General features: G+C 45.9%; 14 protein-coding genes. 8 read left to right on the forward strand and 6 right to left on the reverse strand.

Annotation, left to right across the window (positions count from 1 at the left end):
• Positions 1-1031 precede the first annotated feature (1031 nt).
• The 3 genes from darG to MARGE09_RS00270 form a co-directional block, all read right to left on the reverse strand.
• Positions 1032-2072 carry a type II toxin-antitoxin system antitoxin DNA ADP-ribosyl glycohydrolase DarG gene (gene darG, locus MARGE09_RS00260; protein WP_236985316.1) on the reverse strand — a complete coding sequence of 347 codons (1041 nt, stop codon included), beginning with the start codon at positions 2070-2072 and terminating at the stop codon, positions 1032-1034.
• A gap of 104 nt (positions 2073-2176) precedes the next feature.
• Positions 2177-2854 carry a type II toxin-antitoxin system toxin DNA ADP-ribosyl transferase DarT gene (gene darT / locus MARGE09_RS00265; protein WP_236985318.1) on the reverse strand — a complete coding sequence of 226 codons (678 nt, stop codon included), beginning with the start codon at positions 2852-2854 and terminating at the stop codon, positions 2177-2179.
• A gap of 264 nt (positions 2855-3118) precedes the next feature.
• The gene (locus MARGE09_RS00270; protein WP_236985320.1) at positions 3119-4471 is read right to left on the reverse strand and encodes a carnosine N-methyltransferase family protein; all 1353 of its coding nucleotides are present in this window, start codon (positions 4469-4471) and stop codon (positions 3119-3121) included.
• 311 nt (positions 4472-4782) lie between these two features.
• Between MARGE09_RS00270 and MARGE09_RS00275 the strand changes: the two genes are divergently transcribed.
• The 3 genes from MARGE09_RS00275 (at position 4783) to MARGE09_RS00285 (ending at position 10004) form a co-directional block, all read left to right on the forward strand.
• Entirely contained in the window at positions 4783-8415 is a 3633-nt protein-coding gene (locus MARGE09_RS00275; RefSeq protein ID WP_236985322.1) for a hybrid sensor histidine kinase/response regulator, read from the forward strand.
• A gap of 196 nt (positions 8416-8611) precedes the next feature.
• On the forward strand, positions 8612-9487 hold the full coding sequence (locus tag MARGE09_RS00280; RefSeq protein WP_236985324.1) for a hypothetical protein: 876 nt from the start codon (positions 8612-8614) through the stop codon (positions 9485-9487).
• Between the two features lie 7 nt (positions 9488-9494).
• Positions 9495-10004: a hypothetical protein gene (locus tag MARGE09_RS00285; RefSeq protein ID WP_236985325.1), complete on the forward strand. Its 510-nt coding sequence runs from the start codon at positions 9495-9497 to the stop codon at positions 10002-10004.
• 268 nt (positions 10005-10272) lie between these two features.
• On the opposite strand, the gene MARGE09_RS00290 is transcribed toward MARGE09_RS00285, so the two are convergent.
• The 3 genes from MARGE09_RS00290 to MARGE09_RS00300 all read right to left on the reverse strand — a co-directional run bounded on the left by MARGE09_RS00290 (position 10273) and on the right by MARGE09_RS00300 (position 16185).
• Positions 10273-11424, reverse strand: coding sequence for an alkaline phosphatase PhoX (locus MARGE09_RS00290; RefSeq protein ID WP_236985327.1), 1152 nt, complete (start codon positions 11422-11424; stop codon positions 10273-10275).
• A gap of 16 nt (positions 11425-11440) precedes the next feature.
• Positions 11441-13489: a phytase gene (locus tag MARGE09_RS00295; protein WP_236985329.1), complete on the reverse strand. Its 2049-nt coding sequence runs from the start codon at positions 13487-13489 to the stop codon at positions 11441-11443.
• A gap of 113 nt (positions 13490-13602) precedes the next feature.
• Positions 13603-16185 (reverse strand): TonB-dependent receptor, encoded by a 2583-nt coding sequence (locus tag MARGE09_RS00300; protein WP_236985331.1) that lies wholly within the window; start codon positions 16183-16185, stop codon positions 13603-13605.
• A gap of 349 nt (positions 16186-16534) precedes the next feature.
• Here MARGE09_RS00300 and MARGE09_RS00305 point away from each other — a divergent pair, with 349 nt between their 5' ends.
• The 5 genes from MARGE09_RS00305 to MARGE09_RS00325 all read left to right on the forward strand — a co-directional run bounded on the left by MARGE09_RS00305 (position 16535) and on the right by MARGE09_RS00325 (position 22513).
• A complete protein-coding gene (locus MARGE09_RS00305; protein WP_236985333.1) occupies positions 16535-17410 on the forward strand; it encodes a GGDEF domain-containing protein in 876 nt (291 codons plus the stop codon).
• 2 nt (positions 17411-17412) lie between these two features.
• Positions 17413-18450, forward strand: coding sequence for an AraC family transcriptional regulator (locus tag MARGE09_RS00310; protein WP_236985334.1), 1038 nt, complete (start codon positions 17413-17415; stop codon positions 18448-18450).
• Between the two features lie 569 nt (positions 18451-19019).
• On the forward strand, positions 19020-19505 hold the full coding sequence (locus tag MARGE09_RS00315) for a hypothetical protein (protein WP_236985336.1): 486 nt from the start codon (positions 19020-19022) through the stop codon (positions 19503-19505).
• A 161-nt stretch (positions 19506-19666) separates the two neighbouring features.
• The gene (locus tag MARGE09_RS00320) at positions 19667-20746 is read left to right on the forward strand and encodes a DUF4297 domain-containing protein (protein WP_236985337.1); all 1080 of its coding nucleotides are present in this window, start codon (positions 19667-19669) and stop codon (positions 20744-20746) included.
• 60 nt (positions 20747-20806) lie between these two features.
• The gene (locus MARGE09_RS00325; RefSeq protein ID WP_236985338.1) at positions 20807-22513 is read left to right on the forward strand and encodes a coiled-coil domain-containing protein; all 1707 of its coding nucleotides are present in this window, start codon (positions 20807-20809) and stop codon (positions 22511-22513) included.
• Positions 22514-22914 lie beyond the last annotated feature (401 nt).

The following is a 22914-nucleotide window of genomic DNA, read 5'->3' on the forward strand; positions in this document are numbered from 1 at the left end:
CTTGGTTATAAAATAATCCCTCCGTCCCCTTTTACTCAGACAATATGTTTTTTCAGTGGCCAACGCATATTGCTTTAAACGAATGACCTCGCGGACCCGTTTCATTTACAAGTTGGCCCTGAAAAGAATAACCTTATTCGCTTCAGCCGGTTTTCACCCACGTTAAAGAACAACTTTACCTTTCTGAGTTACGAGTTTCTCTGGCGCTATGACAAGGCCGGTAAGCCTCATGTATTTAGACGAACCTCACGAAAACGGCTACAATCAGTCAAAAATGCGTTGAGTGACTTTATCAAGATGAATCGGCATAAACGAACGCCGGTACTTCTAGAGAAGCTTACTCAAAAGCTAGGGGAGGCACTACAACTATTTTGGTTTGGTGGGTAATAATGGCGATGTGTATGCGGTTTACTTTTACGTGGTGGGTAAGCTGTATAAGTGGCTGGCACTGCGTTTTCGCATCCTGCGATTGCAGTATTAGTGCATCCATGCACGTCATCGACGCAGTGGTCGCAAGAGTGTAACGTGGGCAAGACTCAAGCGTGTGACGGCCTATCGGAATTCTCCAAAACCGGTATGTAAAGCAATACCGAGGAATAGGGTATGTTGGTAAGTAGGATGAATGTTTTGCACTGCGAGAGCGAGTACGACCGAGGAGTCGGATGCGGGAAAACAGCACGTCCCGAATAATTACGGACACCCATAATACAAAAATTAGGGCTATACCTTTTTGCCTACCACAGCCAACTACCAAGCCCTAATCAAATACCAACGAGCAATTTGGATCAAATCTGTATCGGCTGTGACTAAGTTTATTGCTCTCTAGGGGGAGCAATCGTTAAACAATAAAAAGAGCCCTTTAGGCTCTTTTTATTGTGCGCAGTTTACTGGTTAAGCATCTCAAAAAAACTCCAAAAACGCCTGCCGCACGACTTCTAACGAATCACTCGGGAAGGCGGAGTTTACAAGCTTATAACGAATAGTAATGAGCAGATCATCGTGCTTAACAAAAGCAAGGAAGGGTCAGCCTTTTAGTGGACTAACCACCCCAATGACTCCAGCTGCTGCCAGGCGGCATTAACATGGGGTTGTTTCATTAACTGCTTTTTACGAGGGTTCCAGGACTGTACTTTGGCTAAGGCTTCGTCAGTATTGGTAGCATCCTCACGGGTAGCGACCCAATGCACGCTGGCGAGTAGTTCCATCCCAAAAGGCGACTGGTAGCCTTCAATCAAATCAGCGACTCTACGGGTTCGCTCAATAATTTGCGACTCAGAACTACCCAAGAAACGCTTCGCTTCGCGCAGAGCGTTTTCATCCGGTGTAATTTCGGACTCAACAACACCATCACCAACCCCGTGAATATAGTGGCCATCCATTCTATCCAGTGCATGGCGCAGGTTGTCCGCGTAGGGGCCAAACTTATGTTTAACAAACGGCAGCTGAAGGTTTTCACCGGCTTCTTGTAAAAAGTAAGCTAGCTTCTGAACCTCAATTTTAGATAGCCCATAGTTACGTGCTTGGTAGGTTTCAAGCAGTGCCAATATGGCCGCTCGTCCGGGTGTCATTTTAGGTGTTGAAGTATTCACCTCTAAATGTGTAGGGGCTGTATTGTTTTGAGGCTCAAACAGCCTAACTTCAATATCAGGCTCTTCAGCAAACGCTTGCTCAATCAGTGGTCGAACGTCCCGCCATGCCAAGCCACCGTTACCACAACCCAGCGGCGGCATGGCGATTGAACGAATGGGGTGCTCTTGTATAGCTTTAAGTAGATCTTCCAGGCCTGATTGGATGTCCTCAACCTTAGATGGGCTGCGCCAATGCCCTTTAGTGGGGAAGTTGATAATAAAACGTGGGGTGGCAAGGCTACCTAAATCATGAACAAACATGGAGCCAAGCTTCACTTGTCCAGCTTTACAGGCCGCTACATAGGCTTTGAAATTGGCAGGCCACTTCTTTTTAAACTGCAGGGCAATGCCTTTGCCCATCACACCGACACAGTTAACCGTATTGATGATGGCATCAACATCTTGTTGCTTGAGTAAATCACCACTGGTCGAAACTATCGTCATCTTTGGCCTTCATATTAATCAACAACCCGTAACAGGCGCTTCATTGTACCGCCGCTAATAAAAGATTCGAGCCCCTTTCATCATATTCGTGCTTTGGCTCTGGCTTAAAAATACCAATCAGGCATTACATCTACTGCTAGGTTGACGCCATGCTCGTTGGCCATTTGCTGCACAATGCTCGCTTTATGGTTATCTATCACCCCTAAGCGGGTAAACCAACTAACCGGAACCGAATCTTTTATAAGGAATTCTGCTTGGCGCTTCTCTCGGCGGTCCAAGTACTTGGCTGGCTCATGGCGATCATGAAAGAACTTACAGAAGCCGTCTAGAGTTGGCGGCTCAGTGAGTAGCTCCCAATCAATGGCGTTCTTTAGCTGGTGTGGGTCGGTATAGGCAACGCTATAATTTTTTGTGGCATTGCGGTCATAAAACACAAACTCCGCCCCTTTTTGTACCACCTGCCGCACTAACAGCTCGAAATACACAATGTCGGCTTGGCGATAAGGGCAGCCAGCAACTTGTTTATGGTGAATGGCACTTAACATGGGTGAGCGTGGAGCAAAGTAGAAGGGCACATAATCGTGAATACCGCCCCCAGGAGGGTCGATAACGGCTTTGCCCGCCCGTGTGCCCTGCGCTCCTGCGTGGGCAATATTGTGGTAGCCCAACCCTTTAGTGTCAGAGAGCGTTTTGCAAAGTAATGCTGATTCGCTAAAAATAGCGGCTAGATTATCTATCGCTGTTATATGAAATAAGCGAACGGGTACGGGCATAGCACACATAGCTATTATCCTAAATCATTTACAGGGTTGGCCAACAACACATTGACAGTCATCCTAGAGACCGCATCCATCATTAACAGCGGTGCTAGCGAATATCAAGCTCACAAATTTAGGGGCTAGGTGTTGCTCGTGAAAGATAGCGGTTACTGCCGATGATCGAAGCCAAAAAAACCGAAAAAGATTCCGTCTTAGACTGTAATCAAGTCTCCTCGAACTAAAAAGAGCCACTACAGGCTCTTTTTTTGTCCATTCGATATTGCAGTCTTACTTCAACAAATACTCCAAAAACGCCCCCCGCACCACCTCCAGCGGATTCTTATCCTCGCCAAGGTTTGGCCGCATAATATCGGCGATGTCGTTAATGCAGGTTGTGCCATTTACTTGCGCTACTAAATGTTCCAGCACGGGGTTGCCGTGGGTGTTGAAGGTTTGGTTTGTGGGGATGGGTAGGTGGGGTAATACAATCCATGCCGGTGGGTTTATATCGGCATAGGTGGGCGGGAATTCGCTAGGGGCTACGGCGGCAAAGGTCCAAATTTGCTCGATGCGTTTTTCTTCGGAAAGTGGTGTATCTAAATACGGGCTTTGCACTTTATTTTGGTAAATTACCTCAAAGCCGGCCACTTCTAGCAACTCGATTATTTCCTCGTGGCTGTAGCGGTGCATGTCGGTAATGTCTGGCCCGTATAACAGTGGCCCGGTGTTTATCCACACCCCGCCGGGTTTTAGGTATTTTTGTACTTGGCCAATTAAATCGCGCACCTCGCGGCCATTCACATCCATAAACCAAGGGGTGATGAGGGTATCGAAGCTGTGTTGTTTAAGCGGTGGCCGCCACGCGTTGCCGGCTACGGCGTACCAAGTATCCATGTTGGTATAGCTGGGGGCATTCATCGGCCAGACTTTGGTGAGTGGTATGCCCAGCTGCGGCCCGGGGTGAATTTCGGGCAGTTGCCAGGGTTTTTGTTGCGCAACCAAGCGGTGGGCGCAGCTAATAAGTACGGGGTTGGTATCCAGCGCTATGGTATGGCTGGGTTTAAGGTGGTGATGGATGTCCGCACTTAAGCGGCCAGCGCCGGCGCCAATTACCCAGGTATCGCCTAAGGGTTTATCTATGGCTTTATGGGCGGCGCTTATACGCTCTAGCTCGCGGGCATTCTCGCTTTCGGCTTGGTGTTGCGCGCCGTCCCAAGCCCAGTCGCGCAGCAGTAATTCAAAGTATTGCAGCATGCGCGAAGGGTCGTAATTGGCAAACTCGGGGTGCACGGTTTTATTCAGCCCCATATCGTTGAGCAATACATCCATGGCTTCAACAATGCTGTTATTAACGGCATCCATATTGTGAATGCGCTTAACGCTGCTGGGTAGCATATCGCTAAGGTTGCGCTGGCGGTTGCGCTCTAGGTTATTTTGGCCGCTTTTTATGGCGAGTGCATACAGGCTTTCCCATAGCTGCTGCTGGGCAAGGCCTACGTCAAACCAGCAGGGCATGCCCTGTAAATCAAAAAATTGCTGCCCGCAAGCTGTGCAGTTTTGTTGCTCTGGGGTAAAGCCGTTATTGGTATCGGCTTGGCAGGTGGGGCAGGCAAGTAGGTGGTGTGGTGGCTGGCGGAGCATGGCTTAAGGGACCTATCAATCAAAAAGGGCACAAAGTTGTGGTGGGGCAAAAGGTAAAGGCATTGCCCCCGAAAGGCAAACCCGCAAGCACAGGCTTGTGCGCCGCGCGCGGATTTTCGTGATGCAGTTTGTCGCCACGCTCGACGGTGAATTGGCTGTAGTCAGCTAAGCTTATAAAAGCCAGCTAACACTCATGCTACAAATGTATGCATATTCTTATCCTACATATCCGCCACTTGTGCGCGCGGCTTTGTCTCCGGCGGCTTAACGCATGGCTGGGGGCTTTAGCCTGCGCGTTGGTGGTATTACCTGTGCCCAGCTACGCCATTTTTGAGGGCTACCCCGAAACCAATATACGCTTTGACACAATCTCCATGGAAGAGCTTGAATTTCAAGGCGACCGCATTGGTATTATTCAGAGCATTACCCAAGGTGCGCAAGGCTATATGTGGTTTGGGGGCAGCAACGGTCTTGCGCGTTACGACGGTCGCAATTTTCGGATATTTCAACGGCAAGAAAACACGCTATTTGCGCTGGCCAGTAACGAAGTCACACGTTTGCTGGTGGATCACAATAATCAATTGTGGGTAGCGACACGGCACGGGCTATTTGTGTACGAACAGCAAAGGGAGGGCTTTAGCCGTTTTAACCCGCCGAATGCGCCGGCATGGGTTAAAAATATGAGCATTACCTCTGTTGCGCTAGACCCGAATAACCGCTTGTACATAGGCACCGAACAAGGCGTTGTTGCGATATCGGCAGACAGGCAAACCTTGCAGTTATTCACGTCGCGCAATGCTGACGAAAAACCGGCTACTAACCGTGTTCAGTCGCTGCTTTACGACCAAGGTCGCCTATTAGTTGGCACATTAAGCGATGGTCTTTATAGGCTGGACTCACAACAAGGCGATTATGCGCCTTATCCCGTGCCCGCGGCTCATGCCCAAGCACTAAGTAGTGCTGGTGTATTCGATATGCTGCGCGACCAGCAAGGGCGGCTTTGGTTGGCCTCTATGGTGCGCCCGCCTATTCGGTTAGATCCAGACGGTAGTGTGCATTTTCTTAACCATGCTCAAAACCCAAAATATTCTGCAGGGCTTAGGTCTGTTTGGCGGTTATTCGAGCGCCGCAATGGTGAAATTTGGCTGTCTAGCGATAACGCAGGTATTGCCATTTTTGATGAACCAAGCCAGCGGTTTGTTTTTCATCGGCACGACCCTTATGCCGCCCACAGTATTTCCTCGAATCAAGTGCGCAGCTTTTACGAAGATAACCAAGGCGACATTTGGCTGGGTACTTTTAACTCTGAAATAAATCATTTAAACCGCGCCAAAAGTAATTTTATTACTTTGAAGTACCAGCCCAATAAAAGCAGCCTAAGCCACAATGGCACATTGGCGTTAGCGGCCAGCCAAAAAGGTGGGCTGTGGGTGGGCACTGAAAAAGGGCTAAATTATTTTGAGCCCAAAAGCCAACAATTTACGGTTTATACCACAGAGAATACGCAAGGCCGGTTGGTATCCGATACTGTTCTTTCGGTTGTAGAAGACAGTAAAGGCACCCTTTGGTTGGGCACGACTCAGGGCGGCATTATTACGTTTGATTCGCAATCAAAAAGCTTTAGCAATAAAACCATTCAAGAAAAGTCCATACGTGCTACTGGTATTAATTTTATTTGGAACATACTGCTAGACGAAGATAACCTGTGGGCAGGCACCCTATTTGAGGGCCTGTTTAAATTAGACCGCAACGGCAAAGTATTAGAGCATTACCAAAGTGATGATAAAAACCCAGCGACCTTACCGTCTAATTACATTTATAGAACACTCGATGATGGCTTAGGTAATTTGTGGTTGGGTACAATGGATGGCTTATCTATTTTAAATAAACGCCAAAAAACATTAAAGCATGTTGCACTACCCGATAAACCACCAAATAACAATACCGCGTACAACATTACCAGCTTATTTATGGATAGCTTGTTGCGCGTATGGGTAGGGGTGCAAGGCGAGGGGATTTATGTGTTCCATCGCGATGGTTCGTTTATTACTTTAATTAACACCGCCTCTGGCCTGCAATCGGCTGTGGCGAGTAGTTTTGTTGAAGATACAGAAGGCCAAATATGGGCGGGCACTCAAAACGGCATTGCACGTATAAATCCACAGACTTTTCAGGTAACCATGTTCCAAAAACAGCATGGTGTAGCGAATAATAACCACAACCGCAATGCAAGCTTAATCACCCCACAAGGGTATATTTATATTGGCAGCTCTGGTGGTATAACGGTATTTAACCCAAAGCGCTTTGCTCCTGCGGCAAAGCCCAGCCCCGTTATTGTTCAAAGCTTGCAGGTAAACAATATAGCGGTACACCCCAGCCCACAAAACGCGCTATTGCGGCAAAGCATTAGCCAAACTAAGCAGCTTACGCTAAACCACCAGCACACAACGTTTAGTTTTGGCGTTGCGCATTTAAATATGCGCACAGCTAAATTTAGCCAGTTTAGTTATTACCTTGAAGGGTTAGAAGATAATTGGGGGGCTGCTACGCGCAGTGCTCGTGCGGTGTATACCAATATTCCTGCTGGGCGTTATATTTTTAGGTTAAAAGCGGTGGATGAACACGGGCTAGCCAGCGCTAATGAAATTGCCCTGCCTGTGCATATTTTACCTGCGCCATGGCGAACGTGGTGGGCGTATAGCATTTACGGTTTGGTGTTATTAGCCTTGTTGGCCATGTTGTATAAACATAAACAAAAACAGTTAGAGCTAACCCAAGAACGGGCGTTAAATACGGAGCTTAGAAAAGTCGCCAAGCTTAAAAATACATTTCTTGCTAACACTTCACACGAGCTTCGCACGCCGTTAAATGGTGTGCTGGGGTTGGCAGAGCAGCTGGTGGATTATGGCGAACGCCAGCAAGACAATACCGTACTGCATAGTGCTAAGAATATACAAAGCAGTGGCAAACGTTTGTTAAACACTATTAACGATGTTTTGGATTTTTCTAAACTCGAAGCGCAAAGCTTAACGCTGCAGCGCCAGCCTTTAAATATACTGCAGGTGACAAGCGAAGTATTATTGCTATTGCCCATTCCTAAGCATATTCAAATTCTTAATCAGCTTAACCCCTGCTCGCCAAATATTTATGCCGATGCCAATCGGCTTCGGCAAATTTTGTTAAATATTGTTGGCAACGCCATTAAATACACGCAAGAAGGTCGCATTACGTTTAAAAATAGTTTTGATCAGCACACAATGACACTTGAGGTACAAGACACCGGCCTAGGTATTGATGCCGATATTATCGAGCGCGTTTTTGATGGCCTTAATCACAAAAGCTACAACCATGGTGAAGAGCAAGGTGGCATAGGTTTAGGATTATCGATTACCAAACAACTGATCGAGCTGCACGGCGGCCAGATAAATGTGCATTCAAATAAGGGTGAAGGTACGCGAGTGCGCTTTACCCTGCCAATAACTCGCGATAAAACCACAACAGGCGTTGCCAGTGTAGCCCAGCCTGCCGATAAGCCGAGTGCTGTTATATCGCCACCTATTGAAGCGGCATCGCATACAAAACCACTGATTTTGATTGTCGATGATGAAGCCATTAATCGCATGGTATTAATCGGCATGCTTAAAGCTGAATACGATGTTATTGAAGCTGAAACCGGCAAAGCTGCTTTGGAGCAGTTGCGCGCCAACCCAGAGGTTGTATTGGTATTGATGGATATCATGATGCCTGAAATGAACGGCTTTGAAGCCTGTGCAGCACTGCGCCGGAATTTTAACGAGCAGCAACTGCCAGTGATTTTTGTAACTGCCCGTGAGGTAGAAACGGATAAAACTACCGCACAAAAGATGGGCGGTAATGGGTTTTTGTCGAAGCCAGTTAATCGTAAAACGCTATTATCTGAAATTAAGCCTTACATCTCGAATTAGCTAACGGGCCCATCCTCCTTATCCGCTCTTGCTTTAACCGCTCCTGCTTTATCCGTTCAGAACGTCCCTAAAGCGCTCTAATTATTTGTGAATACCACACAAACCGTTGGGTAATATTTCACTGCGCCTATTGTGTTTATCGCTAACACTAGATTGTGGCACAACCAAGTGCCGGCAGCTTAAATGGGAGGCAAGCATGAAACGCTTTTTAATCATAATAATCGGTACTGCGGTATCGATGATCAGCAATTTAGGGTGCGAAATTAATCGTACTGTAAGCGAAGACGATACGCCGTTTTCAGGTGCAACGGTGTATGAATTGTATATTTCACAAAACGATACCGATAAAGCTTTTAATATCGTTTTTGTACCTGATACTTCCTATGGCGATTTATCGGTTACGGCTAACCGGCAAGCCTTTGTTGATGATATGACCGATGTTATCGAAAACGCTTACTGGCAAAACCAAGCGTATTTTAATGGTTTGTTTCACCTTAATTATTATTACATGACAGAAACTGGCAGTGTTACAGCGCGGGCGCCCGATGCCGAGGGTAATTTCCGTTGCCCAACCGTGGTGTGGCCAAATCAAGTGAATACCGATGCCGCCTTTGCCGATCAGCGGGTATTAATGCACCGCAATGAATTACGCGATTGTGGCGGTGGTGGCAGAGCAACTGCCGAGCCAACCAGCTTCCGCACGATTGTTCACGAAACCGGCCACGGTTTATTTGGTTTACCGGACGAATACTGCTGCGATAGCTCTTATTCAGAAGTGCGGCCGGTACTGTATGCAAGCCAAGCGGCGTGTAATAACGATGCTAATAATGCCGGTTGGCGCAACTGCGTGTCTTTTACGTCTTCGCGTAATGGTTCTGTTTGGTGGCGCTCGCAAGGCAGCATTAACAGTAATTTAATTATGCTTAACGGAGGCAATGAAGTCTGGGAATCTGGCCCGGCTGATTGGGTCGTGATGGATAACGCCTACCAAGCACTCGGCGCACCCAGAGTTTCAGCGCCAGCGACTTTTGCTCCAGGCCGTTGGAGCTACACTGTTCCACCAGCCCCTTAGGAGAACGATGATGAAAAATATAATTGTATTGGCCAGTTTAATATTTATCGCTACGGGGGTGTTGGCCCAGGTCACGCATAACAATGGTGTTAGCACTCCGCCAGAAATTGTAGTGAACACAACCCCTAAACCCGCGGCACCAGCCAAAAGTTATCAAAAAGTGGCTGCGCTCACTATTGTTTTTGAATTTGATAAAGGCAAAGTTCAGGACGCAAGACTCTTAAAATCTAAACGGATCAGCTCGGCAGCGCCTAAAGTCTTTGTTAGGCAGGGTGGCGATTGGGAGGTTGTTTTAACTGGTGCAAAAGAACATCGCTTTTATGTTAACAACCCAGGCTATAGCGAAGCCGAACCTCACCGCAGTTCCAATAATCGTTACCAATGGGTGGCGGAAACAGGCCGTATCGAATGGCCGCTCATAATTCCATTGTATAAAGATGGCAAAGCGATAGACGTTAATCGGGTAATTATTAGGGACAGACAGTCTGGCGAGCGGATATTTGAAGCTAGGATTTAGGGCGTCTCTAAAAATGCACTTTTTCCGCGATAGCCGCGTCAGCTCCGTCCTCGAGTCCTCATTTACACTACGTAAACTGCGGCTCTCCGGGCGGTGCTTCCTTGCTCTCACAAAAAAATTACTATTTTTAGAGATGCCCTTTAGTGTATTGGGCGTCTTTAAAAATCATTATTTTTAAAGAGGCCCTTTAACCTAAAAACCGCGGTGAGAGTCAAAAGATGCGTCAAGGGGCTGTGTAGGCTTGATGGTGCAACTGCGGTTTATCCGGTTAACTCACCTGCGCATTCCAAGGCAAACTCAATTCATAAGTAATGCCATTTTCAGACTTTCCGTTAAAACCTCTTTGGGAGCTAAAATACAACTTACTGCCATCGGGGCTGAAGGCGGGGCCGGTAATTTCGGAAGCTTTTTGGTTGTGCAGTGTAATTAATGGAACGGCGCCGCCGTTGGGTGTAAGAGCGGCGATTTGCATGTTGCCGCCATCTTCGGCGACAAGTAGCTGACCATTTTGGCTGACTTCAATATTATCGACGCCGGTTAATACTGGGCTTAAAAAATGTGAAGCATCATAGACGACACCTAGCGAATAATTATCTAAGGCCAGCGACCATACGCGGTTATCGATTTTGGTGGTAAAAAATACTGAGCCATTGTGGTAAACAATACCTTCACCGCCACGAAAGCGAGCCGCTTGTTTTATTTGGTAGCGTACCGGCAGTTTTTTTGCTGAAGGGTCGGGGATAGCTTGCCAGGTTAAGGTGAGTGCTTTGTTTTTGATAACGCCCACTTCTAAAGTGCCTTGGCTTAAATCGCCCGGCTTTTTAGGGGTAAAGCGGTAAAGGCAACCGTCGGGTTTATCTTCGGTTAAAAAGACGTGACCGGTTGTAGGGTCCATAGCAGCGGCTTCGTGATTAAAACTCCCCAGCGCTGGCAGTGCGCGGGCTGGCTTTTGGCCTAACGGGTCACACTCGTACACAAGGCCTGTGTCCGTTTCTTCGCAGCTTAGCCAGGTATTCCATAAGCTTACGCCACCGGCACAATTGCGAGTCGTATTTTGTAAAATACTGTAGGCATCGACTATGTCGGCTTTTTGATTAAAGCGAATGGCGCCGCAGCCACCGGTGTTATTTGGCATTTCACTATTAGAAACATAAATCCAACCGCCGTCTGGGGTGCTAAAGCAAGCGCCGCCATCGGGCGCGCCGTGCCATAAATAATTAGATTTAGCGGCAGGCTGCTGGCTAGATTTAGCAACAATTCTTAAGGTGGTGCCTTTGGGTAAAGTGGCTTGATGGGCTTCGTCTAGCCACGTGTCGTCCAAGTTGGGTACAGCAGGTTTTGTTGTGGTGGCACGGCTAAGGCTTGGAGCTGTTGCCATTGCGACCATCGCGTGGCTGAGTACTTTTCTTCGCGTTGTCATAATTGCGTGCCTTAAACTATTTCAATAAAGGTGCGATTTCGCTCCAAGGGATAACCTTGAAGTTTTGTGGTTCCTCGGGCATGCGATTGTGGCCGTCTTGTACCACTAAAAAGCCTTCGCTCCAAGGGCCGCCCAAATTTGCCGATGTTACGTCTAAGCCATCGGTTTCGGAGGCGCCATCAATACCCAGTGCTGCATTAATACCCACCCGCAATACAGTGCGTATGGTATACGGGGCTTGGCTATCCATTACAATATAACTATCGTTGCCTTGGCTGGATATAACCAACAAAGGGCGATTACGAGTTTTGTCGTTATACAAGGCTAAACCTTCTACATCGTCTTTCAAGGTGTCGCCAACGGGCAAAATCATTTCGCGTTTGACCGAGCCTTCAGGGTTCGCGGATAAGCGCCAAACCCCAACGTCTTCTTCGCCAATAAAGAGCTGTTGGTTGGCGTCGTCGGCCACGCAGCCTTCGGGTTGTGTGGCTAGTTCAAAGCGTCGCACTTCTTTACCTGCGAGTTGAATATTCCCCGCTTTTTCAGATACCGCAATGTGGTATTGAATCACCAAGCCGTCTTTACCATTAGCAAAAGCGTAAAGCTCATGGGTATTGGGTTGGTAAAGGCACAGGCCGTAAATTTCGGCAATGGGCGTGGCCACGTCGCTGTGGAATGCCACCTGCCCATTATTGTTAATGGTAAACAAACTAATGCTGTTGTGATCGCGATGGCTGGCGGCAGCAATGCTAATTTTTTTACCGCTGTTGCCAACTGTTACATGGCTGCGCAGGTCCACGTTATTGAGCCTGCCTATCGGCAGCGATTGGACCTGTTCGCCGGCCAGTGTGTATACCTGCAAACCGGCTTTTTTATTTGTGCCTAAAATGAGCGACTGCGAAGGTTTGCTTGGGTGAATCCAAATGGCGGGGTCATCGGCGGCATCGCCGTGGTGCGCAACCGGAGCGGTTTCAGCTTGCGGGTAAACTATGGGTAACGCTGTTGGGTTGAGTGATGTGGCCTTGCTTTGGTTGCTGTACGGTGTAGTAAAAGGCAGGCTGCTTTGAATCCAAGTGCTTTGTAACCAAGTACTTTGGAACCAAGCGCCGGCATCGTCATCGCGCACCAGCGCGGTAATGTGGTTATCGGCCAGCTGTAAATGAAGTTGTTTTGGGTCGCTGATGTTGCCGAGTGAAAACTTATGGCGGAGTGCCCAGCCTTCGTTTACGGGTTGGTAAATTTGCAGCGCTGCAGCGTCTGGGTCGAGGATAGCAACGCCGCCAGCAATAACAGCCATATTCCCTGCGCTTTGCGCCAGTGCGCCAAAAGGGGCAACAAGGGCGACGGGTTGGCGGCGGGTTTGTGCTTCGGCTTTGGCGGGGTAAGCCCATAGCCCTACAGTTTCTTCATTCACAAACAGTGTACTGCTGGCATCATCGGCTTGGCAGTACTCTGCTTCCGGTGGCATGGGAATAGCCCGAATACGCTGGGCTTTATTTAAAAGTGTACCGCCCGTAGCGACCAGCCATTGTTCACCATAGCCATCTTCACCCACGACAAAAACAAAGCTGTTACCTTCGTTTTGATACAAGCAAGCACCGGCTAGGGCAAAGTCGCGTTTGGGCAGCGAGATGGGTTGGCTAAAGTTGGTATCGCTATTTGTAAAAACGCTAAGTACCACTTTCTGCGTTGTCGTATCAACGCCTGATACCAACCATTGTTCGGTGCTGTTGGGTAGCAAACGCTGGTCTAAGCTATCAAAAGTACCGGCCAAGGTGGCAACAACTTGGTTTTTGTGTGTAAGCACTTGCATACCATTTTGGCTGTGACTTACCAGCTTAAAACGGTTTTCACCGTTACTCGCTAAGGCGTGGTAAGCCAAAATAGCGGTTTGTTGATTGGCCACAATATGTGCTGGCTGCCAAGCGACTGCAGTGGTTTTTGGGGCCTGCCCATGGGGTATTTGGGTAGTGGCTTGTGGGCCAGTTGGCTGCTGCGAACAAGCGGCTAACGCCAAAGTGATCACTAAGAAAAAGTGGCTAAAAAGAGAGTTGTGCAATTTCATAATGGAGGTATTCGGTCAGCTAAAAGAAGCGAGTGTTACCACTCGCATAGTGTTCGTGCTGCATCGTTATTGATGTCAAAACAGTTCATGTCAAAACGGCAGCGCAGCCTTAATTAACGAGCAGTAAAGGTAATGCCCAGCTTGTAAGTTGGGCCATACTCTTCGTACTGCGCGTTAAAGGGCTTGTTCCCGGTGTAAACATAATAGGCTTCATCAGTCATATTCTTAGCTTCTACGCTTAGGCGTAACTGCGGGGTGATGTAATAGTGAGCACCCAAATCCAAAAAGGTTTGCGAATCTAAATATAAATCGAAAGGTGCGCCATCTAAGACGGCGACTTCTTGTAGGTAGCTAGATTTGTGATTGGCCGTTAAGCGAATGCTAAAGGTTTCGTTTTCCCACCCAAGCAATGCATTTCCGATCATATCGGCTTGGTAGGGCAAGTCGATCTCGCGGGTTTCGTTGCCATTGTTTATCTCGGTGCTAGAGCGGCTGCTGGTAAAGTTAATGCCCATTAGCAGGTTATCCCATGGCGCGGGCAAGTCGACCAGTTGCTGTGACCAAGCTAATTCAAAACCGTATAAATCGGCACTATCGCCATTCACATAGGTGATGGCTTCGCTGTATTCGGTCCAGGGGGATTGGCTCGAAACATCGGTTTCGTAAACGAAGTTATCGATTTGTTTGTAAAACACAAAAGCAGACAAGATACCGGCTCGGCCTAAAAAGTGTTCAATACCAAAATCGATATTTGATGACTCCAGTGCTTCTAGCTCTGGGTTACCAAACTCAGCTTCGTTGTCGTCAACAGCAAAGCCAGGCATTAATTGGTCAAAGGTTGGCCGGACGACTGTATTGGTCCAAGCTGCGCGAAATTGTGTGTTTTCACCGGCTTTGTAACGTACGTGAATAGAGGGCAACAAGTGATCGTAGTCGGTATCTATGTTGCGTGGTGAATAGGCGTCATCCTCCCATTGAGTGCCTTGTGCGTTAAGCTCGGTAGCTTCGTAGCGTACGCCGTAAATGATTCGCCACTGGTCTTTATCCATGGTATTCATGATGTACGCTGCGGCCAGGTCTTCTTGAATAACGAAGTCTTCAATGCGCGACTCCTCTTCGTCATAAAAGTCGTCGGCGCTCATTCCGGCAATTATTTGCTTCAAGCCTAAGCTTTCTATGCTGGGGCCATAGCGGCCTAAGCTGTAGTCCACGTCTGGGCCTTGGTGGTAGCTTAATAAGCGTTGCTCTGCCTCGATGCCATTACTTTCAAAATCATCATATTTCCATACCGTAGTATCGTTATCTTTTTCGCGAGTACTGTATTTGCCACCGAATTTAACGCTGGAATCCCAACCGCTAAGGTCGTATTGGCGTGCGGCATTTAGCTTAAAGCTAGAGTTGTTATCACTGGTGTACTGTTCGGCCCATTCAACTTCGTCTAACTCAAATTGGTTGGCGTTATAAAATGCTTCGTCGGCTTGGGCAACGGGTAGGCGGGTAGTGTTAAAACCGGTATTGCCAAAGCTATCGGAGCCTTCAAAGCCAGCACCAGCAATATGGCCTGGTGTATCTTCTGATGATTTGCTCAAACCCAATTGCGCGTCAAGAGTCCATTTACCGCGCTTCCAGTCGCCACCGATAACGTACGATTGAATTTTTTGTGTTTCTTTGCGCTCCTTTAATTCGCGCCAGCCTTCAGCGGGGCCGGTTTGGTTAACGGCTAGCGGGTCTTCAAACTCTAAACCGGCGGCATTGCGGGTTTCGGTATCGGAAAATTCGCTGTACAGGCTACGCAAATAAACGCTGCTGTTTTCGCTCCATTTATAGTCGAGGTTTAGGCCAAGGCCTAAGCGTTCGCGGTTGATTTGGTAGTCGCGTTGTTCGAGTTCTTCAAGTTGATCACCGTCCCAAGCACCACCGGTTTCAATATTGTCAGAGCCAAAATCGCGGTCTTGCCAGCTTATGGCTGCTGCAATGGCAAAGGTATCTTTTTGGCTGCCACCAAAGCGATTGCTGTAGGCGCCCGAAACTTTAGGGCTGGTTTTTTCGACGTTTGAATCGTAGCCGCCCTCGACCTTGGCGGTGAAAAAGCTATCCTGGTGGTCAAAGCCCGATAAGCTTTCAACCTCAATATTGCCACCGAGTGAGTTGGCGTCCATATCGGGGGTGGCGGCCTTAACGACAGACAGTGTTTGGACCAATTCCGAAGGTACAACATCCAGTGCGACCGCTCGGCTGCCGGCATTGGGGGATGGAATAATTGCCCCGTTGATGCTGACGCTGTTTAAGTCTGGCCCCAAGCCGCGCACGCTAACAAACCGGCCCTCGCCTTGGTCGCGCTCGATGGTAACGCCGGGTAATCGTTGCATGGCTTCAGCAACGTTATCGTCAGGCAATTGGGCAACGGCATCGGCACTGATAACGCTTTTTATGGCATCCGCTTGGCGCTGCTTTTGAATGGCGTTATCCATGCTGGCGCCTTGGCCAATTACTAAGGTTTGCTCTAAAAGCGGCGCTTTGTTCGTTGCGTTAGCGGTATGGTCTGTATCGGCAAATACACTGGTACCTGAAAAGCTCGCCAGCCCAGTGGTGGCTACCGCCAAGCTTTTGAAAAAACGTTTTTGGCTAAATTGCAGTAGTGTTTTGCGGTAAATCGTCATGTTGGTTTCCGGTTTGGCATTGGGAGAAGGCAGCATTCATCGCTGCGAATGCCGGCGATGCTAAAAAGCTAAAGTGACGATTCGGTGACAGTTTTTTTATTGCCGCGGTTGGTGTGGTGTTTTTGCCCGTTTGCAGCGGCGGGGTGATCTGATTTGTTATCTGGCCATGGCGGTAGGTTGGTTAACGCCTCGGTATTTCGCGGGTAATGGCGTACCGGCGTCAATAAACGGGGCTAAACATCAATATTTCCTGCAATTGGTGTGAGCTAATTTGTTGGCGGTTTTGTCATTAAAAAGTCATTAAACTTTGATCTCCTTACGCGATTCCCCCATCGATCACAAACTTATGCCTAATTTTTTCCGACTCCATTTATTGCCGATTTTTTTGCTGGTTAGCACGGCTTGCGGGCTATTGGTGGCCTATGCCATGGCGGGTGAATTCAAGCCGTTGGGGCAGTGGTCGGCGGCGGATGTTGTGGGTGAAGGTGGTAGTTGTGTGCTGGCATTTGTATGGCTGTGTTTAATGCTCAAGAGTCGGCCAGCTGGCCGAGTGACGCAGCTATTAACCACTGGCCTTGGGCTTATGTTTTTAGCGTGGTGGGCCGATTGCCTAGATGAATTTATAGCATTGCCCGACGCTTTTTATTGGGATCACTGGCTGGAGTCGGCGCCGATGGTAATTGGTGTGTTGGTCTTAACCTATGGTTTGTACCACTGGCACCATGAGCAATTGGCAATTAGCGCGCAGCTGCAAAAACGCGAACGTTTGTTTCGCGAGCACTTAGCGTTTGATCATTTAACCCCGTTAGCCGGCGCGCGTTATTTAAAAAAGCAGTTGGCAATTTGCTTAAAGCAGAGCCAACAAAAGGGCGATGCGTTATCGCTTATAGCGTTCGACCTGAATGGTTTTGATGCTATTAATCAGTGTTATGGCCACAGTGAAGGCGATGCGGTATTGCAGGCAGTAAGCCAGCTTGTATTGCTGAATTTACGCCAGCAAGATTTATTGTGCCGTTTAGCTGGTGATCGCTTTGTAATATTGCTACCGAGTACTAGCGAAAAACAAGCGCAAATAATGGCCGCAGAACTTACAGAATCCATAGAGTGCTTTGCTTATAAAACCCAAAACGTTGGCGAGCGGTTGTATTTAAAGGCCGCAACGGCGGTTGTAAAAGCTGGCGACGAGGATCAACAACAGCTTTTACAACGATTAAATATTGCTTTGACCAATAGCAAACAGCCAATCGCATTGCGAGCCTAGTAATGAGTACTTGGCTAGAGCGGGATATAAAATTTATAGCTGCTAGTGGGCAGCCAAGTGTGTTGGTGGATGTATGTTTACAGCGCGGTATTGATTCGCACCGTTTATTAAATGGTACGGGCTTGTTTTTGGAGCACGTGCTTAGTGATTCGGTATTAATGAATGCTGAGCAGTATTTAAAACTTATTCAAAATGCCTGTGTACTGCTCAATAGTGATGACACACCTTTTTTATTGGGCCAGCGCTGGTTACCGGGTGCGCAAGGCGGCGCGAGCTTAGCATTAAAATTGGCGAATAATCTACAGCAAGCGTTAGAAGCCTTTATTGTTGGCAAGGCAGTATTATCCCCGGTGATTACGCCGCATTTAGTGGTTGATGAACATCACGGTTACCTTTATTGGCAAGACAGTTTTGGTGCGGCTGCCAACTACCCTTTTTTATTAGTGGCTAGCATGGTGTCTATCGTCGCTTTTAGCCGAAGGCAAGCGAATCAGCAATTACCGTGGAAATTTTATTTTCGTCATGATGCGCCCGAATTTTTAGAGCAGTACTGGGTGCATTTGGGGCTGGAAGTACACTTTAATCAGCCCTTTGATGTAATGTGTATTCCGCGGCAGTGGTTAGTGCAGTGTTGGCAGCAATCAACAGTATCGGCCCAGCAAGTTGCATTAGCCCAAACGCAACAGCAGTTGCAAAAATTGCCCGCGCAGCAAGCGTTACTGGAAGAGGTTCGACATTTTATTCTGAGTAATGTCGAAGGGCACCCAAACTTAGATGCATTGGCAGCTGCGTTAAATTTTAGCCCTGCCACCTTAAAGCGAAAACTAAAAAAGCACGGCAGCCATTACCAGCAACAATTAGATAGCGCTCGTTTACAGCACGCGCTCTATTTATTAACCAAGCAAAAACTAAGTTGTGAACAGGTAGCGAATAGATTGTGCTTTCACGATACGGCGAGCTTTAGGCGATCCTTTAAACGTTGGGCCGGCGCCAACCCCAACCAGTTATTACACAAGTTGACGGCGGCTTTGTGGGCTTAATGGTTGGCGGGCTGAATGACAGCGCGCTTAAAAAAAACCTATTAATTATTGATTGCGCACCAAATAAACTCAAAATACAGATTCGATTTTGCGCGGCACGGTAATGCCCGTGGCGCGAGTCCTATAACCGAAACTTAATACTTTTGTCAAAACAACCACTCACAAGCTACATATTTTAGCGACCATATATGTCCTGAATTATTTTTGGCGTAATATTGGGTAATATTTTATTTTTTGCGGATGGGATAGGCTTGGGGTGCTTTGCGTCAGCCTGATCGGTGCCGGTAGTAACCCCTGGGGCTCGCTGTGAATACCTCCTTGTAAGCTCTGCACAAACCTCCTGTTTGTGACGGCCCCAGAGGTTACTACCGGCACCCGCTTCTGGGTGTTTAGTTATTACCTGTAAGGCAGTGTCGGTAAATGTCTAGATATAGACACGAGTTTGATGTTGGGAGATGGCTATATATAGCCATTTAGGTATAGTTGTAGACATAAAGGTCTATATGTAGGCATATTCCTATATGTGACCATGACGCAGAATATAATGTTAGCTGCTCGGAGTAGTGTCAATGAATTATGAAGATTTAACGCAAGAGGAATTCGATGTATTTGTTACAGGTGAGTTAACGCATCGTGCACTTGCACTGGAAGATCAGGTCAATGCAATTATTTCTGAGTACTTTATTGGAAATATGAATTCTAAAGAAGATGATTTTAGAAGGCTGATACTTGATCGTGACGGCCTTACCTCACAAGATAAAATCGAAATTGTTAGAGCCATGATTCCTATTTTTGGACAATCAGCCAAGGATTCTAATTTAAAAAAAATATTAAACGAAGTTGAGAAATTTAAGTCCCTGCGAAATGCTATGGCTCATGGCCAGTGTAGAACTGACAAGGCTGACCCGCTACGCCTCAAATTAAGAATGGTGACTCGGTCAGGGAAAGAAAAAATTTTTGACATAACGCCAGATTCACACAGGAACACAATAGCTGAGGTAGATGAATTAATTAAAAGGCTAACAGAGGCTAGAGATTGTGTTTGTGACTATTAATTCAGCTAACAAGCGTAATCAGGCCGACATTTATTCCGGTACTTTTTTTGTGGCGAAAAGACTGCCACAAAAAAAGCACCTCCATAAATTTGCCTGTTACGGGCGTTATACGTTTTGAGTATCCCGAAATTTTCAGTACATTAACTTCCAAAGGAACAGTTATGAAGGAAAAGGAATCTAAAAACCATGCTAATCCTTTGGGTCTGGATGCTAAAAGAGAAAAAGCCGGAAGTGAGACCTTTAGGAAATATAATTACCAATACCATTGGGCATTCTGCAGAATGCTTGATGAACATAGTGAAGGTAATGAATATGCGATTTTTGTTGAAGAGCACGAGGATGTGACACTAGCGAATAGTTTAGATGGTGAATCTGCGTTATTTGAGTTTAATCAAATTAAAGAAATCTCATCTAAATCAACAGTTAGTTCGCTTTCAAAAGACAAGAAAGATTCAGTATCTCCATTGAAAAAGCTTGCAAATAGCGTATGCAACAAACAGTTCTCAGGCAGAATATCAAGTGTTAATTTTGTTTCAACTGGCGGCTTTAGTTTTGACTTTCATAAGAATGGCTTCTCACTAGAAGTTATAGAAGTTGGCTTACTAACAGAGGACGAAAAAGCCAAGATTCTTGAGAGCATTTCTGAGATCGATAAAGAAAAAATTCTAGAAAATAAATTGGCTTTTATTATTCCTAGTCTTCCTGAGAAAGGGTTTGATCTTGTTGTTGAAGGGAAGATCAGTCAACTGATAAATAAACACAGCCCTGGCTGCACTTATAATTCGAGTTCTATATATGACTGCATAATACGCGACTTACAAAGAAAAGGGGAAAATAGCTTTGATTATTTAGAGTGGGAAACATCTTTAAAGAAAAAGGCAGTTACAAGTCGCCAGTTAGATAAAATAATAAGCCAACACATAAAAATAAAGCCTGATGAAAACCTTACTACAGAGCTCTTAGATATATTAAAAACCGAATATAGTTTGAGCTCGCTAAAACGGCGAAAAATAGTAAGTGCTTTTAATCGATATTATACAGCTAAACTTAGCAGTCGTGATGCCGAACTACATAAAGTATCTTCGATTATGAAAAAAATAATTGAAAGTAGTTTTGATGATTTCTCAACTGCCAAAGAGTTAGAAGAATATGTGTTAAATAAAGAGAAGGACCTGTTGGAAAGTTACTTCCCAATTAGAGAAGATTTCTCAGGTGCTTTTTTATATGAGCTAATCTCATGAAATTAAATAATGAAATCTATACATACAAAAGGCTTATCAGGAATCTAAGGAACAAGTCACATGAGAACCTTGAAGTTCAAAAAACTAACAATAATAAGCAATCTAGAAAAGAAAGCCAAACAATTAGAGTTCTCAGACAGATACAATCTGATTCTAGCCGACGATGAAAATAGCGTAGGTAAATCATCTGTAGTAAAAAGTCTCTTTTGGTGTTTTGGGTGTGACCCAAGATTTGATGACAAGTGGAATGGGTTATGCTGCAAGACCATTGTCGAATTTGAAGTTGATGGTAAGCCATATTGGATTGCAAGAGATGACAAACGATTTTTTATCTCGGAAGATGGAAAGAGCTATCAAAGCTATGTAGGCGTATCAGGTGACTTCTCGAAAAGAATTTCAGAAATTGTAAATTTTAATGCCCTACTGCCAGTGAGAAACAACGACGAGGTGATCATTCCTCCTCCAGCATTTTACTTTTTACCATTTTACATAGATCAGAAACAAAGCTGGTCAAATGCATGGGTGTCATTTGATAAGCTTGGGCAGTTTGCAGACTGGAAAAAGCATATAATTCAGTACCATTCAGGAATGATAAAAAAAGACTTTTTTGATCTAACTGAAAATATCTATGAGAAAAAAAGAGAGAAGGCAATAGTCAAAAACAAAATAGATGAATATGAAACAGCAATATCTATAGTTAGCGATTTCGTTCCTAGCATTGAAACTACTGTAAGTTTAGAAGAGTTTGATGAAATAGAGGAGGAGTTAAAATACAAAATCCTTGACTTGCATAACAAGCAGGAACTGGTTTTCGAGGAGTTCGCAGAACTAAGAGCAGATAAAGCCCACATCCAAAGTCAGCTTGCTATTGCAAATGAAGCTGTGAGTGAGTTGGAAAGGGATTATGAATTTGCAGAAGAAAATGATGATGAAATCGAATGCCCGACCTGTGGCGTTATTCATGACAACACACTAGTTAACAGGTTTTCTCTGCTAAAAGACAAAGAACAAGCTGAACAAGTAGCTATGCGACTTTCAAAGTCGTTAAAAAAGTCCGAACAAGCCGTCATAAGCAAAGAAAAAGAATTAAAGGATGTAAGAGATAAGATAGAAGCATTGAATGATAAGTATTATAAAAATGATGAATCTGACAAGCCAATAACGTTTAAAAACATTCTTGACTCCGTCGCCGCTCATTCAGTGACACACAAAGTAAATATCAGCAAAAACATAAAGCTTGAGCAGTTCTATTCTTTGGAGACTGATGAGAAAAAGTTTGGAAAAGAAAGAAACGATGCTGCTAAAGAACACAGAAAAGTAGTTAAGGAAAAATTTCTTGAGCTTTTCCCTAGTTATATAGCCAAGCTCAAAGCATTTGGTGTAAACACTTCTAATATAAAATCTCCAGAAACTTATGCAAAAGTTGCAAAAAGCGGAGGTGCTGCGGAAAGTACAAGAGCTATGTTGGCTTACTACTTAAGCCTATACAATCTTATAAGTTTGTATAGTGAAGAGGTTCTAAGTCCTCTAGTCATTGATACACCAAATCAACATGAACAAGCTGCTGACCACTACGAGAGCATAGTCTCGCTAATAGTAAACAACACACCAAAAGCTTCACAGATATTTCTATGTGGCATGGACTCAGAAAAGCTCTCTAAAATGAAACAGTTTGGAAAGGTGCATTTTCTAGAGAAAGAGCATGCACTGCTAGAAACAACAGACTATCCAAAGCTGAATGAAGCTTACAGCTATATCTTTGAATAGTCAGAGGAAAAATGGCTCAACCAAAAGATAGGACATCCAAAACCCGATAAACGGTAATGCAAAAACCTCGGTGATTGGCTATACCTAAATGACTAGGTAGTGTTTATCACTGAGGTTTTTTATGACTCAAGCGCGTAGAAGATAAAAGATAGGACATCCAAAACCCGATAAACGGTAATGCAAAAAACTCGGTGATTGGCTATACCTAAATGACTAAGTAGTGTTTATCACTGAGGTTTTTTTATGACCCAAGCGCGTAGAACATTGATCTCTTTAGATCAGACCAGCTGGTTCCATATTTGCTCACGTTGTATTAAACGCTCATTTCTCATGGGTGAAGATAAAAAAAAAGATAGGACATCCAAAACCCGATAAACGGTAATGCAAAAAACTCGGTGATT

The sequence above is a fragment of the Marinagarivorans cellulosilyticus genome, from assembly GCF_021655555.1.
Taxonomy (GTDB): domain Bacteria; phylum Pseudomonadota; class Gammaproteobacteria; order Pseudomonadales; family Cellvibrionaceae; genus Marinagarivorans; species Marinagarivorans cellulosilyticus.

Excerpts from the sequence above, each read along its gene's own strand:
- MARGE09_RS00280 (WP_236985324.1), top strand. The coding sequence starts at position 8,612 with ATGAAACGCTTTTTAATCATAATAATCGGTACTGCGGTATCGATGATC.
- MARGE09_RS00310 (WP_236985334.1), top strand. The coding sequence starts at position 17,413 with ATGAGTACTTGGCTAGAGCGGGATATAAAATTTATAGCTGCTAGTGGG.
- MARGE09_RS00315 (WP_236985336.1), top strand. The coding sequence starts at position 19,020 with ATGAATTATGAAGATTTAACGCAAGAGGAATTCGATGTATTTGTTACA.
- MARGE09_RS00325 (WP_236985338.1), top strand. The coding sequence starts at position 20,807 with ATGAGAACCTTGAAGTTCAAAAAACTAACAATAATAAGCAATCTAGAA.
- darT (WP_236985318.1), bottom strand. The coding sequence starts at position 2,854 with ATGTGTGCTATGCCCGTACCCGTTCGCTTATTTCATATAACAGCGATA.
- MARGE09_RS00270 (WP_236985320.1), bottom strand. The coding sequence starts at position 4,471 with ATGCTCCGCCAGCCACCACACCACCTACTTGCCTGCCCCACCTGCCAA.
- MARGE09_RS00320 (WP_236985337.1), top strand. The coding sequence starts at position 19,667 with ATGAAGGAAAAGGAATCTAAAAACCATGCTAATCCTTTGGGTCTGGAT.
- MARGE09_RS00300 (WP_236985331.1), bottom strand. The coding sequence starts at position 16,185 with ATGCTGCCTTCTCCCAATGCCAAACCGGAAACCAACATGACGATTTAC.
- MARGE09_RS00285 (WP_236985325.1), top strand. The coding sequence starts at position 9,495 with ATGATGAAAAATATAATTGTATTGGCCAGTTTAATATTTATCGCTACG.
- MARGE09_RS00295 (WP_236985329.1), bottom strand. The coding sequence starts at position 13,489 with ATGAAATTGCACAACTCTCTTTTTAGCCACTTTTTCTTAGTGATCACT.
- MARGE09_RS00290 (WP_236985327.1), bottom strand. The coding sequence starts at position 11,424 with ATGACAACGCGAAGAAAAGTACTCAGCCACGCGATGGTCGCAATGGCA.
- darG (WP_236985316.1), bottom strand. The coding sequence starts at position 2,072 with ATGACGATAGTTTCGACCAGTGGTGATTTACTCAAGCAACAAGATGTT.